Here is a 14460-nt window from a genome sequence, read left to right as displayed (position 1 = left end):
GTGATGCTCCCGCCTGCCGAGTCAGCCAAACGAGCCAGCCGGGTGGCCATTCGTCCAGTGACACTGGCGGCGACAGCGCTGATCCTGTGCGCATCGGCACCGCTTGCAGCCCAGGCCGCGGCGGACGATGTCGGCACGGTCGAAGACCCGCAGGGCGAGCCGGGCAGCGAGCAGCCCACTGTCGATACAGCGGAAAATGTCGACGAGCTGCTGACGATACCCGAACCCAATGCCGGCCTCGACACACCGCCGCCGCCCACCGGCGCGGATGGCATCAATGCCGCCGGCGAACGCGAGATCGGGTTCGAGGCGGACATTCTCGAATACAGTTCGGAAAGCGACGTCGTTACGGCCAGCGGCAACGTCGTGCTGCGCAGCGGCGACCGTTCGCTGCGCGCCGATTCGGTCACCTGGAACGAGGATACGGGCGAGATCGTCGCCAACGGACGCGTCCGCTTCGTGGACGAGAACGGCAATCAGCTGTTTTCCGAACGCGTCGAGCTGACCGACGAGTTCGAAGCCGGGGCGATGGACAATCTGCTGCTGGCGCTGCGCCAGGGCGGCCGGCTGGCCGCCAATCGCGGCGTGCGCGAAAACGATGGCACGGTCGCGCTGGAAGATGCCGCCTACAGCGGTTGCGACGTGGTAACGCCCAAGGGTTGCCCCAAGGAACCGAGCTGGCGGATCACCGCAGAACGGGTGGTCTACAACCCCGACGAACAGCGTATCCGTTTTACAGGTGCCTATCTGGAACTGTTCGGGGCGCGCATCCTGCCTTTGCCGGGCCTGGCGCTGCGGACCGATGGCGGGCCGGTTTCCGGCTTCCTCGTGCCCGACCTGCGCGTGTCGCAGAGCAATGGCGTGGAAGTATCGGGCAGCTATTACATCCGGTTCGCGGAGAACCGCGACCTGACGCTGACCACCCATCTCTATACCCAGGCCGCGCCGATGCTGGCCGGGCAATGGCGGCACCTGACCGACCGCGGCGCCTATCAGGTTACCGGTTATGCCACGCACAGCCAGCGCATCTCGACGCGCACCGGCGACCTGGTCGGGGAAGAGGAATTCCGCGGCTATCTCTTCGCCAACGGCAAGTTCCAGCTGAGCCCGAACTGGAGCCTGACCGGATCGATCCGCCGCGCGACCGACCGCACCTTCCTGCGCCGGTACGACATCAGCCGCGACGACCGGCTGCGGTCGATGGTCGAACTGGAGCGGATCGGGAAACACAGCTACATCTCGCTCGCCGGCTGGGCCACGCAGACGCTGCGCCTGGATCAGCCGCAAGGCGAAGTGCCCATCGCGCTGCCGGTGTTCGACGCCCGCTGGCGGCCCGAAACCCCGATCATGGGCGGGCAGCTCGAGCTGCAGGCCAACACGCTCGCCATCACGCGCGACATCGGCCAGGACACGCAGCGCGCCTTCGCCCGCGCGCAATGGGACCTGCGCCGCGTGACCGGCATGGGCCAGGTCGTGACGCTGACCGGCATGGTGCGCGGCGACGTCTATCATTCGGACGAGAACTTCCTCACCCAGACGCCGAGCTATCGCGGTAATCCCGGCTGGGAATATCGCGGTGTGGCACTGGGCGCGGTGGATGTGCAGTGGCCCTTCGTGGGCGAAGCGTTCGGCGGAACGCAGGTCTTCACCCCGCGGGTCCAGTTCGTGGCGACGCCGCCGATCAGGAACCTCGCGATCCCCAACGAAGATGCGCGGGCGATCGATCTGGAAGATTCCAATCTCTTCGCGCTCAACCGCTTCCCGGGATACGACCGGGTGGAAGACGGGGCGCGTGTAACATACGGCGTCGACTGGTCGCTGCGGGTGCCCGACTGGGAAGTGAAGAGCACGATCGGCCAGTCCTACCGGCTCGACAACGACCGGGAGATATTCCCCGACGGGACGGGCCTGTCGGAAAAATTCTCCGATTTCGTCGGCCGGACGGAGGTGCGGTACCAGAATTTCGTCAAGTTTACGCACCGTTTCCGGCTGGACAAGGACAGCTTCGCCATCCGCCGCAACGAAATCGACGCGGCGGTCGGGTCGAGCAAGACCTATGCGGAACTGGGCTATGTCCGCCTCAACCGCGACATCACGCAGGTCGAGGATCTTCAGGATCGCGAGGAATTGCGCGGCGCGGTGCGCGTGGCCTTCGCCAATTACTGGTCCATCTTCGGATCGGGCGTGTTCAATCTGACCGACCGCGAGGAGGACCCGACCTTCGATTCCGACGGGTTCGATCCGATCCGCACCCGGCTCGGTGTCGCCTATCAGGACGACTGCCTCGAAATCGGGGTGACGTGGCGCCGCGACTACATCAGTTCGGGCGATGCGGAACGCGGCGATACCTTCCAGTTCTATTTCAGTCTGAGAAATCTGGGCTTCCGCTAGGCGGCGCTTGTTGGCACCTTGCGCCAAACACGCTATCCGGCGAGCGATTATCAGCTTCCGTTAAGCCGCATCCCTTCATGGCGACCGGCATATTGGCATCCAGACGTTGCCGTTAGATAGGTTCGACACGTGACTGCAAACATAATTTCCCGACTGCTTTCCGCTGCCGCTGCTGCCGGGCTGGCTACCGCGCCGATCGCGGGACAGGCCCAGGACGCGATGGCGCAAGGCGACCTTCTCGGTCTGCCGAGCGACCTGAGCATGCTCACGAACAGCGATCCGAACAAGCGCGTCGCGACGGCAGTGGTGAACGGTTTCGTGATCACCCAGACCGACATCGACCAGCGCGTCGCGCTGCTCCTCGCCGCGAACGAACGCCCGGTGAGCGAACAGGAAATGGTCCGCGTCCGCATGCAGGTGCTGCGCAATCTGATCGACGAAACGCTGCAGATCCAGGCGGCCCTCTCGCAGGAAATCGAAGTCTCGCAGGCCGAGGTCGACCAGACCTATGCCCGCGTTGCCGCCCAGAACTTCGGTCAGGAGCCTGGGAAGATGGACGATTATCTCACATCGATCGGCTCTTCGCCCGCAGCGCTGAAGCGCCAGATCACGGGCGAACTGGCATGGAACAATCTGCTGCGCCGCAACGTGGCCCCGTTCGTCAACATTTCGACCGACGAGGTGAACGAGATGATCGAACGCATGGAGGCCTCGCGCGGGACGGAAGAATACCGTCTTGGCGAGATCTACCTGTCGGCGACGCCTGAAACGTCATCTGCGGTTGAGGACAATGCCCGCAAGATCGTGGAACAGCTGCGTCAGGGTGGCAGCTTCGTCGCCTATGCCCGCCAGTTCTCCGAAGCATCGACCGCAGCGGTCGGCGGCGATCTCGGCTGGATCCAGCTGCCTCAGCTGAAGAACGAACAGCTCGAACAGGTAGCCAGCGAAATGACCCCCGGTCAGCTCGTCGGGCCGATCGCCATTCCGGGCGGCTATTCGATCCTTTACCTGATCGACCGGCGCCAGGTGCTGATGGCCGATCCGCGCGATGCCGTTCTCAGCCTCAAGCAGATCCAGATCGGATTCGATCCGGGTACGACCGAGGCCGCGGCCCAGCAGCGCGTCGCCCGCTTCACCGAAGGCGTGCAGAAAATCCGTGGCTGCGGTGACGCGGAAAACGTCGCCGCCGAACTCGGCGCGAATGTCGTGACCAATGATCAGATCCGCGTCCGTGCCCTGCCGGAGCAGCTGCAGAACATCATCCTGCAACTGCAGGTCGGCCAGTCCACCCCGCCCTTCGGCTCGTTCGAAGAAGGCGTCCGGGTGCTCATGCTATGCGGCCGGGACGATCCGAAATCGGCTGCCGGTCCGGACTTCAACCAGATCATGGGCCAGCTCGAAGAAGACCGCATCGAAAAGCGTGCCCAGCGTTATCTGCGCGACCTGCGCAACGACGCCTACATCGAGTATAACTGACACCGATCATGGCTCCCCTCGCCGTTTCCCTTGGCGATCCGGCGGGGATCGGGCCTGAGATCATAGCGGAAAGCTGGGCGCGGCGTCAGGAATCTGGCATCGCGCCCTTTTTCGTGGTCGGGGGTGCAAGCGTACTGGCCGAGGCAGCCCGAAGGCGTGGCCTCACTGTCGAAATCGAGGTCATGTCGGATCCTGCGAAGACGGCCCTTGTCTTCGACCGGGCAATACCCGTTCTTGGTACCGAAGATGTGGCTGCTACGCCGGGAAAACCCGACGAGCCTGGTGCCGCGCTGGCGCTGCATTCACTCGCCGAAGCGACGCGATACTGCCTGCTGGGTGCGTCCGCCGGTCTGGTGACGGCCCCCATCGGCAAGGCACAACTGGCCAAGGTCGGTTTCGAATATCCCGGCCAGACCGAATTCCTGGCAGAAGTCTGCGGACTGGCTCCGGATGAAGCCGTGATGATGCTGGCCGGTCCGAGCCTTCGCGCAGTTCCGCTGACCGTTCATTGCGCGCTGGCGGATGTGCCCGGACGGCTGTCGGAGGAACTCATCACGCGCCGCGTCCGGATCGTGGCTGCGGCACTGGCCCATGATTTCGGGATTGCAGACCCTCGGATCGCCGTGTGCGGCCTCAATCCCCATGCGGGCGAAAACGGCCGCTTCGGGGACGAAGAAGCACGCATAATCGCGCCGGCCATCGAAACGCTGGTGACGGAAGGCTTTGCCGTCACCGGCCCTCATCCGGCGGATGCGTTGTTCACACCCCGTGCGCGCCAGACATATGACGCGGCGCTGGCCATGTACCACGATCAGGCCCTGGTGCCGTTGAAGGCGCTGGATTTCGACGAGGGGGTCAATGTCACGCTCGGCCTGCCGATCGTGCGCACCAGCCCCGACCATGGCACCGCTTTCGATATTGCCGGTCGCGGCCTGGCCGAGCCGGGCGCGATGATCGCGGCCCTGAAGATGGCCGGTGAAATCGCCGCCCGCAGGAAGCACGCACACACAGGCTGAGCTTGTCGAAGGCGGCGGGATGGGGCAAGCGTCCCGGCTATGCTTCCACGAGCTCAGCAGAGCGGATTTAGCGCATGACCGCTCTTCCCCCCCTTCGCGAGGTGATCGCCCGCCACGGACTTTCTGCGTCCAAGGCCTTGGGGCAGAATTTCCTCTTCGACGAGCATCTTCTCGACCGGATCGCGGCCGTTCCCGGCGACCTTTCAGGCAAGCAGGTGCTGGAAGTCGGGCCGGGCCCCGGAGGGCTGACCCGCGCCTTGCTGCGTGCCGGCGCGCGCGTCACGGCGATCGAGATGGATCGTCGTTGCCTGCCCGCGCTTGCCGAACTGGGCGAGGCGTTTCCGGGACAGCTGCGGGTGATCGAAGGCGATGCGCTGAAGCTGGATCATGCGGAGTTGATGGGAGGCGAGCCTTTCGCCGTCCTGTCGAACCTGCCTTACAATGTGGGCACCGCGCTGTTCGTACGCTGGCTGGGCGGGGAGCAATGGCCGCCGCTGTGGACCAGCCTCACACTGATGTTCCAGCAGGAGGTCGCCCAGCGGATTGCGGCCCAGCCAGGCGGTTCTGCCTACGGCCGCCTCGCCGTACTGGCCCAGTGGCGCAGTACGGCGAAGCTGGCGATGAAGGTTCATCGCAGCGCCTTTACCCCGCCGCCGAAGGTGATGAGCGCGATCGTGCATGTCGAACCCGGCACCATGCCCGAAGGGGTAAGCGCGCGCATGCTGGAGCGCCTGACCGAAGCCGCGTTCGGCCAGCGCCGCAAAATGCTGCGTCAGAGTTTGAAAGGCGTACCGGGCGCGGTCGAGGCGCTGGAAAAACTGGGCATCGATCCGCAGCGCAGAGCAGAGACGGTAACGGTCGCGGAATTCGTGGAACTCGTCCGGTCGCTGGGGCGCTGAGAGACCTGCAACCTATGCGATAGCGCGCGACTTGCGCAGCAGTTGGTACGCTTCCACCACGCGGCCAAGCTGGCTTTCGTATTGCCGATCCCCGCCATTGCGGTCCGGGTGATAGCGGCGCACCAGTTCCGAATACCGACGGCGCAGACGCCGCCGATCCGTGTTCAGGCCCAGACCCATCGTTTCCAGCGCTTCTGCCTCTTCGCGACTGAAGCGGCCGTCCATCGCCATTTCTGCCTCACGCCGGGCACGGCTCTTGATGCCAGCAGCACGCGCGGAGATGGCTTCCAGAGGATCGTCGAAATCGGACCAGCGCGGCATCCCATCGACGCCCGCGGTTGGACGAAAACTGGGACTTTCGGTCCGCCAGCCCGCCCCCGGGGCCTGTGCGTTATAGATTTCCTCGGCGCTCATCCCTTCGAACCAATCATAGCCCGCATTGAACTCGCGCACATGCTCAAGACACAGCCAGCGCCATTCACCCGGTCCGTCGAAACCATGCCCTCCGCCGCCCGGAGCGCGGAATTCGCCCGGTTCTTCGCAGGATGGATGGGCGCATACCCGCCCGGTGTCTTCGTATCGTCCGTGAAACTTTGTCTGGCGCATTCGTTCTAGGATGGGGAGCGAAGTGCGCTAAGGAAACCCCCGAAAAGGAGATTCGAAACCGTGGCAGGATCAGTCCAGCAGGAAATGGAAGACCTTCTGAAAGAAGCCTTCAGCCCCACGCGGCTTGAGGTAATCAACGACAGCGCAAAGCATTCCGGCCATGCCGGAGACGATGGTAGCGGCGAATCGCATTTTACCGTGGTCATCGAAGCGCCCGCCTTCGCCGACAAGTCCCGCCTCGAACGCCAGCGCATGGTCAACCGCGCGCTGGGCGACATTCCCGGTGAACGTGTCCATGCCCTCGCCATTCAGGCGTCGGCCCCGGTAACGTGAGCGGGCCCGAATACGATCTGTGGTACTGGCCCTCTATCCAGGGCCGCGGAGAATTCGTTCGCCTGTTGATGGAAGCGGCGGGTATTACCTATCGCGACCGCGCACGAAACGATGGCGTCGAAGCTCTGGTCGACGATATGGAACGACGCAGCAAGTCAGATGAATTTGCACCTTATGCGCCGCCCTATCTGGTCGAACGGGAGAGCGGGTTTGCGATCGCGCAGGTCGCCCATATCGTCACCTGGCTGACCGATCGCCACCATCTGGGCACTGGCGACGGGGCGAAGGACCTTCATCTGATCCAGCTGCAGCTGACCATTTCCGACATGGTGGCCGAGGTGCACAATGTGCACCATCCGATTGCAGGCGGCCTGTATTTCGACGATCAGAAGGATGCGGCGATCAGGGCTGCCGAGGCATTTCGTGAGGAGCGCATTCCCAAATTCTTCGATCATTTCGAGACCGCCCTCGGCATTTGCGACGGTCCGTTCGTTGCCGGCACGAAGTGGTCGCATGTCGACACATCGTTATTTCAGCTGGTCGCAGGGCTGCGTTATGCGTTCCCCAATCGGATGGCTGCGGTGGAGAGCGACTACCCCCGTCTGATAGCCTGCAGCAATGCAGTCTCGACTATCGAAGGGATTGCAGCTTATCTCGCAAGCGATCGGCGTATCGCTTTCAACGAAGACGGTATCTTCCGTCATTACGAGGACCTCGACCCGGCATGAGCAATTTCGAGCAGACCCTAACCCCGACCACTCACGATCTGGGCCAGTTCGAAGTTCGACGGGTCTTGCCGGCCAAATCCCGCAGCATGGTGGGTCCGTTCATCTTCGTCGACCAGTTCGGCCCGGCGCAGCTCGATCTGGGTTCGGGAATGGACGTCCGGCCCCACCCGCATATCAATCTCGCCACGGTGACCTGGCTGTTCGAAGGCGCCATCGACCATCGCGACAGCATCGGCAGCTTTGCCACGATCCGCCCGGGTCAGGTCAATCTGATGACGGCCGGCAAAGGCATCGTTCATTCCGAGCGCTCCCCCGAAGCGGAGCGCAAGGCCGGTCCCAAGCTTTATGGCATGCAGACATGGCTCGCCCTGCCGGACGGGCGCGAGGAAATCGATCCGGCTTTCGAAGCGGTGACCAATCTGCCGGTCATCGAGGACGGACATGCCAAGGCCATCGTTATCATGGGAGAATTGTGGGGCGAACGTGCGCCGACCACGACGCATGCCGACACGATCTACGCCGAAATCATGCTGGAGCCAGGTGGCATGATCCCATTGGAGGAAGATGCCGACGAACGCGCGGTGATGCTGGTGGGCGGCGAGGCGTCGGTCGATGGGCACGCGCTGACGTTATACCAGCTTGCCGTGTTGCAGCCGGGCCGCGAAATGACTCTGGAGAGCAGGAGCGGCGCGCGCGTCATGCTGATGGGCGGCGAGGCGTTCACCACCAAGCGCCACGCCTGGTGGAACTTCGTCAGTTCAAGCCGGGAACGCATCAACCAGGCCAAGGACGACTGGCATGAAGGTCGTTTCGGCACGGTGCCGGGCGAAGACGGGGAATTCATTCCCTTGCCTGACGGCGCGCCCAAGACGGTGACCTATCCATAAGGGGGATATGATGAGCTTCGAAGGCAAGACCGCCTGGATCACGGGCGCCAGCAGCGGCATCGGTGCAGCGCTGGCACGTGAATGGGCAAGCCGGGGCGCCAATATCATCCTGTCGGGCCGGGACGAAGCGAGACTGGCCGATGTCGCAGACACACTGCAGCACGAATCTCTGGTACTGCCTTTCGACGTGCGCGACGATATGGCGATGCAGGCCGCGACCGAGCAGGCAATCGCCTGGAAGGGCGTGGACATTTTCGTGGCCAATGCTGGCGTGTCGCAGCGCAGTGCAGCCGTCGACACGGACATGAGCGTCTATCGCGAGATCATCGATATCGACCTGACCGCGCAGATCGCGGCGACGCAGGCGCTGCTGCCGCATGTAACCGCGCGTGGCAGCGGGCACCTGCTGTTCATCAGTTCCATTGCGGGCAAGGTCGGCGTGCCCATGCGTACCGCCTATTGCGCGGCCAAGTTCGGGCTGGTCGGCTATGCCGATGCGCTGCGCGCCGAGCTGTCGCAATCGGGCATCTCGGTCCACGTGGTCTGCCCGGGTTCCGTCGCCACCGACGTGAGCCGCAATGCGCTGACCGCGGATGGCAGCAAGCGCGGGCGCAGCGACAAGGTGATCGATAACGGCATCGATCCGGCCGAAGCGGCCAGTCGCATCGTCAGCGCAGTCGAGGCGAACCAACGAGAAATCATCGTGGCGGAAGGCGTGGAAGAAGCGATGGGCGAATTGCGCCGCACGCCCGACCAGTTGCTCGATCAGGTCGCGGGCATGGTTGCCGCCGGTTACATGGAGAAGATGAAAGCGGAGGAGTGACCATGGGGCTGGAACAGAAGCGGATTGCGCTGGGCAATGGAATCGAACTCGATGTGGTCGATGAAGGGCCTCGCGATGCGCCGGTCCTGATCTTCCTGCACGGCTTTCCCGAGAGCCACCGCACCTGGCGCCATCAGATCGCGCATTTTTCCGACCGCTTCCGCTGCATCGCGCCGGACCAGCGCGGCTATCGCGGATCGTCCAAGCCGCAGGCGGTGGCCGACTATTCGCCCGACAAGCTGGTGGGCGACATCTTCCTGCTGGCCGCTGCGCTGGGCGTTGAGGACTTCACCATCGTCGGGCATGACTGGGGCGGCGCGATCGCATGGGGCGTAGCGCTGGCCGGCCAGGATACGGGCCGCGTGACCCGCGCGATAGTCGCCAACGCACCGCATCCGCAGGTCTTCCAGAAGCTGCTCTACACCAGCAAGGTTCAGCGCGAAGCCAGCCAGTACATGCGTGGTTTCCGCGATCCGGCGAACGACGCGCTGGTGCGCGAACACGGGCTGGGCGGGATTCTGATGCAGGAAATCAAATGGGATGCGCCCGACCGGATGGAGCCGGAAGAGCGTGCCATGCTGCTGGAAGACTGGCAGGACCGTGATGCCGCCTTCGCCATGCTCAACTGGTATCGCGCCAGCCCGATCGACGTGCCCACGATGGATGCGCCGTTCGGATTGCCCGAAGGCTGGACCGCCCCCGCCCTGCCGCGGCTGCGCCTGCCGACCCTGGTTATCTGGGCGCAGGACGATCTGGCCCTGCCGCCGGAAAATACAGCAGGCATGCGCGAGTGCATTGAAGATTTCACGCTGGTCGAGGTGCCCAACTGCGGCCACTTCGTACCATGGGAAGCGCCGCTCGCCGTCAACGAGGCGATGGAGGCGTTTCTCGAGCGTCCGGCTTAGTAGTCAGCCCTCCCACTCAATCCACGATCCATGGGGGTGGGCCGTGGCGAGCTTCTGCCACGCCTGCCCGCCGGGCCAATATCGCACGGTCAGTTCATGGCGGTGCGTATCGCGATTGGCTTCCAGGCTGATCCAGGCAAGTGGCTTGTCCTTACTCGCCTCTTGGCCGGCCTGTTCCATCATCTCCACGATCCCTTCCCGCTCTTCTTGCGGGATATACTGCCAGACCACCGAATGCATCAGGACGCGGGTCGTACGCTCCTGCTGGGGCCGGGCAAGGCGATCGCGCAGGAAATCCGCTGCGCGCATTCGTGCCACCTCGGGCGGGAAGGTATTAGCCGCCGCGATTGCAGCGTCCATCCGGGCGAACCGTTCGGTGAATTCGGGCCAGATGAACGCCTTGAGGCGTAGCGCCTGCTTCTCATCGGTCAGATCGACTGGTGCAACATCGCAACCTTCGGCGGCGATGATATCGAAATCGCGATCCGGCGGAGGTTCGCCGCGCCACTCCGGCGTCAGGTGAATACGCGAAGACTTCGGTCCTACAGCCACCCCGCCCAGATCGTAGCGATAACGGCGCATCATCAGATTTATTCCCGCGCTCGAACCAATTTCAAGTAGGTCGAACTCGCCGGGAAGCCCGTGATCGACCAACCACAGAAATGCCGCCGCATATCCGGCAGACCGGCCCGCCTCATTGGTCTGCGGGGGCCCATCGAGCCACGGCATCAAATATGGTTCGTGCCGCTCTATGGCATCGGCGATCAATTCAGCCGCATTGTTCGGCCCCAGCCCTTCGTATATTGGCGCAAGACGCGGTTCCTCGCCGCTCAGATGAAGCGCGTGCAACCCGCCAGCCAATCTCAGTGGCAGGGCATCGGCCAGCGCCGGCCCTGCCCATCGCCGCACTCTGCGCATTACCGCACCGCCGCGTTCGGTGTCTATCAAGTCACGCAAGGCCTGACATACCGTGGCCGTGATGGCAGCGTTGCTGGACCGGCAATATGCAACTTGGTTTTCGAAAGCCCGCGCAACCGTTTCCGGGCCCGTAGCTTCGGGATCGCTCGCGACATATTCCGCTTTGTCGATCGTCATTGCCCTTTGGCCTCCTGCTGCCTATTTGCGCAGCCCATGAACGACAGCCTGACCTTCGCCGTTCCCAAGGGGCGGATCCTCGACGAGGCCCTGCCTGTCATGGCGCGTGCCGGCGTGGTGCCCGAAGATGCCTTTCACGACAAGGCCAACCGCTCGCTGACCTTCGCGACGACGCGCGACGATATGCGGCTGATCCGCGTGCGCGCATTCGACGTGGCGACTTTCGTCGCGCATGGCGCTGCGCAGATGGGCATCGTCGGGTCGGACGTGATCGAGGAGTTCGATTATGCCGATCTTTATGCGCCGGTCGATCTCGATTTCGGACATTGCCGGCTGTCGGTTGCCGAGCCGAAGGAAGGCGCAGCCAGTGTCGACGGGGCCAGCCACCTGCGTGTCGCGACCAAATACCCAAATCTGACACGCCGCCATTTCGAACGGCAGGGTATCCAGGCCGAATGCGTCAAGCTGAACGGGGCGATGGAAATCGCACCTGCACTGGGGCTGGCAGGGCGGATCGTCGACCTCGTTTCGACCGGGACCACACTGCGCGAAAACGGCCTGGTTGAAACCAGCCGCATTCTGGACATCTCCGCCCGGCTTATCGTCAACCGCGCCGCCTTGAAGACCGATCCGCGCATCGCTGCGCTGGTCGAGGAATTCCGCGCCGACGCTGCCCGGCGCGAGGCCGCCTGATGCAGTTTCTGCGCACCAGCGACGCCGATTTTTCCAAGAAATTCGATCGCGTCGTGCGAGACAGGCGCGAAAGCGACGCTCAGGTCGGGCGGGATGTCGCAACGATGATCAACGAAGTGCGCGAACGCGGCGATAGTGCGCTGGTCGAATACACGACCCGCTTCGATGGGCATCACCTGACACGGGATAGCGACTGGCAGATTCCGCTGGAGGAATGCTGCGCTGCCTACGAAGCGCTCGACGCCGATCTGCGCGACGCGCTCGAACTCGCCGCATCGCGCATCCGCGCCTATCACGAAGGCCAGCTACCTTCTGACCGCGACTACACCGATGATATCGGCATGCGCCTCGGGGCGCGTTGGCGGCCGGTTGATGCCGCCGGGCTCTATGTTCCCGGGGGCCGCGCAGCCTATCCGTCTTCCCTTCTGATGAACGCGATCCCTGCCAGGGTTGCCGGGGTGGAGCGTCTCGTCGTCACCACACCCACGCCGAAGGGCGAGGTCAATCCGCTGGTTCTGGCGGCTGCCCATATCGCCGGGGTCGACGAAATCTGGCGCGTCGGCGGGGCACAGGCCGTGGCCGCACTCGCCTACGGTACGAAACGGATCGGCAAGGTCGATGTTATCGCCGGACCGGGCAACGCCTGGGTCGCGGAAGCCAAGCGCCAGCTTTATGGCGTGGTCGGCATCGACATGGTGGCAGGGCCGAGCGAAATTCTCGTGATCGCGGATGGCAACAACAACCCTGACTGGATCGCCGCCGATCTGTTGAGTCAGGCGGAGCATGACCCGACGAGCCAATCGATCCTGATTACCGACAGCGAAAACCTTGCCCGTCAGGTCGAGGATGCGGTCGACATCACCCTGATGAAATTGCCGACGGCGAAAACTGCGAAGGCAAGCTGGGACACCCATGGCTTGATCGTACTGGTCGATAGCCTCGACGAAGCCCCTGCCCTGTCCGACCGCCTCGCTGCCGAACATGTCGAGCTTATGGTCGACGAACCGCAATCCCTGTTCGATGCCATGCGCCATGCAGGCAGCGTGTTTTTGGGCCGACACACGCCCGAGGCAGTGGGTGATTATATTGCCGGGCCCAACCACGTTCTTCCCACTGGGCGCCGCGCCCGCTTTGCCAGCGGATTGTCGGTGCTTGATTTCATGAAGCGCACCAGTTTTATCGACGCCTCCGAAGCTGCCCTTGCGGCCATCGGCCCGGCCGCGGTGAAACTGGCGGAGGCAGAAGGTCTCCCCGCGCACGCCCTATCGATTTCGACGAGACTGAAATGAGCCAGAATTCCAGATCCCAGGCCCGCAGCGCCGCTCGCCTCGGCGCCGTTCAGGCGCTCTACCAGCAGCAGATGGAAGGCACGCGCCTTGCCAAGCTGCTTGACGAATTTCACCAGCACCGCCTTGGCCGCGTCATCGAGGACGAGGAATATGCGGAAGCGGATGTCGACTTCTTCGATGACATCGTCGGCGGGGTCGAGGCACGGCGCGAAGAGATCGACGGCAAATTGACCGCGCGGCTGGCCGAAGGCTGGACGCTGGCAAGGCTCGACAAGACCATGCTGCAGATATTGCGTGCCGGAACCTACGAACTGATCGCCCGGCCCGATGTGCCCAAGGCCAGCGCGATCAGTGAATATGTCGATGTCGCCAAAGCCTTCTTCGACGACCGCGAGGCGAAGTTCGTCAACGGCGTCCTGGATGCTGTGGCCAAGGATGCCGGACGCTGAACGAAGCCGGGTTCATCTCTGCGCTGAAGGCGCTGGCAGATAATTCGGCAGCCCGTGGGCTGGAAGATGACGCCGCAGTCATCGAAATAGGCGGCGAACGCCTTGTCCTGACGCATGATACGCTGGTTCAGGGCGTCCATGTGCGCGAGGATGAAGACCCGGCCGACATTGCGTGGAAACTCATTGCAGTGAACCTTTCCGACCTAGCAGCGAAAGGCGCGCAACCGGTCGGCGTGCTCGTGTCCCATATGCTGGGCGACGATGACGATCGGTTTGCGCAGGGCCTTGGAGAAATTCTGGAAGCTTACGACGTACCGCTTCTGGGAGGCGATACGGTTAGGGCCGATGGACGGCGGGTCTGGGGCTGTACGGCAATCGGAAAGGCCAGCAGCATAACCGTGCCGGACCGGCGCGGCGCGCAGGCGGGTGATGCCATATACGTCACCGGCGTTCTGGGGCGTGCGATGCTGGGGATGGAGGAGCGTGGTTCCGGCAGTACCAACGATCTCGCCTATCGCCGGCCGCAGCCGCTACTGGCGGAAGGCCAGTCGCTTGCCCCCCTCGTGAGTGCGATGATGGACGTGTCGGACGGGCTCCTCCTCGATAGCTGGCGTATGGCGCAGGCGAGCAGGACATGCTTCGATATCGATGCCGGCAGCATTCCTGCAGCCGATCCCGAACGGCGCGAGGAATGCATGCGCTGGGGCGACGATTATCAGCTGCTCTTCACCATGTCGGACGGTAATGCACCGCCCGTATCGGCCACCCGCATCGGCACCGTCCTTTCGGGCCCGCCGGGGCTCCTCCTCGATGGTGACATGCTGACACCCGAAGACGGCCTCGGCTACCGGCACTGATCGCTTGCGCACA

15 protein-coding genes are annotated in these 14460 nt (G+C 63.7%); 13 read left to right on the top strand and 2 right to left on the bottom strand.

The genetic code is table 11. The features are described from left to right. The first annotated feature begins 3 nt into the window (after positions 1–3). From ACIGGE_RS09930 to rsmA, 4 genes are all read left to right on the top strand, one after another. A complete protein-coding gene (locus tag ACIGGE_RS09930) occupies positions 4–2391 on the top strand; it encodes an LPS-assembly protein LptD (protein WP_196846538.1) in 2388 nt (795 codons plus the stop codon). A gap of 129 nt (positions 2392–2520) precedes the next feature. Further along, the gene (locus tag ACIGGE_RS09925) at positions 2521–3867 is read left to right on the top strand and encodes a peptidylprolyl isomerase (protein ID WP_397490219.1); all 1347 of its coding nucleotides are present in this window, start codon (positions 2521–2523) and stop codon (positions 3865–3867) included. An 8-nt stretch (positions 3868–3875) separates the two neighbouring features. Next, positions 3876–4883, top strand: coding sequence for a 4-hydroxythreonine-4-phosphate dehydrogenase PdxA (gene pdxA / locus ACIGGE_RS09920; protein ID WP_397490218.1), 1008 nt, complete (start codon positions 3876–3878; stop codon positions 4881–4883). Between the two features lie 74 nt (positions 4884–4957). After that, complete coding sequence (gene rsmA, locus ACIGGE_RS09915) at positions 4958–5782, top strand: 16S rRNA (adenine(1518)-N(6)/adenine(1519)-N(6))-dimethyltransferase RsmA (protein WP_397490217.1); 825 nt, start codon at positions 4958–4960, stop codon at positions 5780–5782. 12 nt (positions 5783–5794) lie between these two features. Here the strand turns inward: rsmA and ACIGGE_RS09910 are convergent, their stop codons facing one another. Further along, positions 5795–6388: a DnaJ domain-containing protein gene (locus ACIGGE_RS09910; protein WP_397490216.1), complete on the bottom strand. Its 594-nt coding sequence runs from the start codon at positions 6386–6388 to the stop codon at positions 5795–5797. 84 nt (positions 6389–6472) lie between these two features. Here ACIGGE_RS09910 and ACIGGE_RS09905 point away from each other — a divergent pair, with 84 nt between their 5' ends. Genes ACIGGE_RS09905 through ACIGGE_RS09885 form a run of 5 tightly spaced genes read left to right on the top strand, consistent with a single transcriptional unit; the run spans position 6473 to position 10064 of the window. Continuing rightward, on the top strand, positions 6473–6721 hold the full coding sequence (locus ACIGGE_RS09905; RefSeq protein WP_196848132.1) for a BolA family transcriptional regulator: 249 nt from the start codon (positions 6473–6475) through the stop codon (positions 6719–6721). Then, a complete protein-coding gene (locus ACIGGE_RS09900; RefSeq protein WP_397490214.1) occupies positions 6718–7449 on the top strand; it encodes a glutathione S-transferase in 732 nt (243 codons plus the stop codon). Before ACIGGE_RS09905 ends, ACIGGE_RS09900 begins: the two co-directional genes overlap by 4 nt. Beyond that, complete coding sequence (locus ACIGGE_RS09895; protein ID WP_397490213.1) at positions 7446–8336, top strand: pirin family protein; 891 nt, start codon at positions 7446–7448, stop codon at positions 8334–8336. Before ACIGGE_RS09900 ends, ACIGGE_RS09895 begins: the two co-directional genes overlap by 4 nt. 10 nt (positions 8337–8346) lie before the next feature. Then, on the top strand, positions 8347–9159 hold the full coding sequence (locus ACIGGE_RS09890) for an SDR family NAD(P)-dependent oxidoreductase (protein ID WP_397490754.1): 813 nt from the start codon (positions 8347–8349) through the stop codon (positions 9157–9159). A 2-nt stretch (positions 9160–9161) separates the two neighbouring features. Next, on the top strand, positions 9162–10064 hold the full coding sequence (locus tag ACIGGE_RS09885) for an alpha/beta fold hydrolase (protein ID WP_397490212.1): 903 nt from the start codon (positions 9162–9164) through the stop codon (positions 10062–10064). Between the two features lie 3 nt (positions 10065–10067). Here ACIGGE_RS09885 and ACIGGE_RS09880 read toward each other — a convergent pair whose 3' ends face one another. Next, on the bottom strand, positions 10068–11159 hold the full coding sequence (locus ACIGGE_RS09880) for a DUF2332 domain-containing protein (RefSeq protein WP_397490211.1): 1092 nt from the start codon (positions 11157–11159) through the stop codon (positions 10068–10070). Positions 11160–11195: 36 nt separating this feature from the next. Here ACIGGE_RS09880 and hisG point away from each other — a divergent pair, with 36 nt between their 5' ends. From hisG to thiL, 4 genes are read left to right on the top strand one after another with little or no spacing between them, the layout of a single operon-like run. Further along, a complete protein-coding gene (gene hisG / locus ACIGGE_RS09875) occupies positions 11196–11852 on the top strand; it encodes an ATP phosphoribosyltransferase (RefSeq protein WP_397490210.1) in 657 nt (218 codons plus the stop codon). After that, complete coding sequence (gene hisD, locus ACIGGE_RS09870; RefSeq protein ID WP_397490209.1) at positions 11852–13141, top strand: histidinol dehydrogenase; 1290 nt, start codon at positions 11852–11854, stop codon at positions 13139–13141. Before hisG ends, hisD begins: the two co-directional genes overlap by 1 nt. Beyond that, the gene (gene nusB / locus ACIGGE_RS09865) at positions 13138–13590 is read left to right on the top strand and encodes a transcription antitermination factor NusB (protein WP_103024864.1); all 453 of its coding nucleotides are present in this window, start codon (positions 13138–13140) and stop codon (positions 13588–13590) included. Before hisD ends, nusB begins: the two co-directional genes overlap by 4 nt. Further along, on the top strand, positions 13587–14447 hold the full coding sequence (thiL, locus tag ACIGGE_RS09860) for a thiamine-phosphate kinase (RefSeq protein ID WP_397490753.1): 861 nt from the start codon (positions 13587–13589) through the stop codon (positions 14445–14447). The genes nusB and thiL overlap by 4 nt, the downstream gene beginning before the upstream one ends. The last annotated feature ends 13 nt before the right edge of the window (positions 14448–14460 follow it).

Source organism: Qipengyuania sp. NPDC077410 (genome assembly GCF_044543405.1).
GTDB classification, from domain to species: domain Bacteria; phylum Pseudomonadota; class Alphaproteobacteria; order Sphingomonadales; family Sphingomonadaceae; genus Qipengyuania; species Qipengyuania pacifica.
Note: the sequence above shows the minus strand (reverse complement) of the source record. Positions and strands in the feature narration are given on the sequence as shown.

What these genes read in the sequence shown, in the direction of transcription:
- ACIGGE_RS09930 (WP_196846538.1), top strand. Translation starts at nt 4, where the DNA reads ATGCTCCCGCCTGCCGAGTCAGCCAAACGAGCCAGCCGGGTGGCCATT.
- pdxA (WP_397490218.1), top strand. Translation starts at nt 3,876, where the DNA reads ATGGCTCCCCTCGCCGTTTCCCTTGGCGATCCGGCGGGGATCGGGCCT.
- rsmA (WP_397490217.1), top strand. Translation starts at nt 4,958, where the DNA reads ATGACCGCTCTTCCCCCCCTTCGCGAGGTGATCGCCCGCCACGGACTT.
- ACIGGE_RS09910 (WP_397490216.1), bottom strand. Translation starts at nt 6,388, where the DNA reads ATGCGCCAGACAAAGTTTCACGGACGATACGAAGACACCGGGCGGGTA.
- ACIGGE_RS09905 (WP_196848132.1), top strand. Translation starts at nt 6,473, where the DNA reads ATGGAAGACCTTCTGAAAGAAGCCTTCAGCCCCACGCGGCTTGAGGTA.
- ACIGGE_RS09895 (WP_397490213.1), top strand. Translation starts at nt 7,446, where the DNA reads ATGAGCAATTTCGAGCAGACCCTAACCCCGACCACTCACGATCTGGGC.
- ACIGGE_RS09890 (WP_397490754.1), top strand. Translation starts at nt 8,347, where the DNA reads ATGAGCTTCGAAGGCAAGACCGCCTGGATCACGGGCGCCAGCAGCGGC.
- ACIGGE_RS09885 (WP_397490212.1), top strand. Translation starts at nt 9,162, where the DNA reads ATGGGGCTGGAACAGAAGCGGATTGCGCTGGGCAATGGAATCGAACTC.
- ACIGGE_RS09880 (WP_397490211.1), bottom strand. Translation starts at nt 11,159, where the DNA reads ATGACGATCGACAAAGCGGAATATGTCGCGAGCGATCCCGAAGCTACG.
- hisG (WP_397490210.1), top strand. Translation starts at nt 11,196, where the DNA reads ATGAACGACAGCCTGACCTTCGCCGTTCCCAAGGGGCGGATCCTCGAC.
- hisD (WP_397490209.1), top strand. Translation starts at nt 11,852, where the DNA reads ATGCAGTTTCTGCGCACCAGCGACGCCGATTTTTCCAAGAAATTCGAT.
- nusB (WP_103024864.1), top strand. Translation starts at nt 13,138, where the DNA reads ATGAGCCAGAATTCCAGATCCCAGGCCCGCAGCGCCGCTCGCCTCGGC.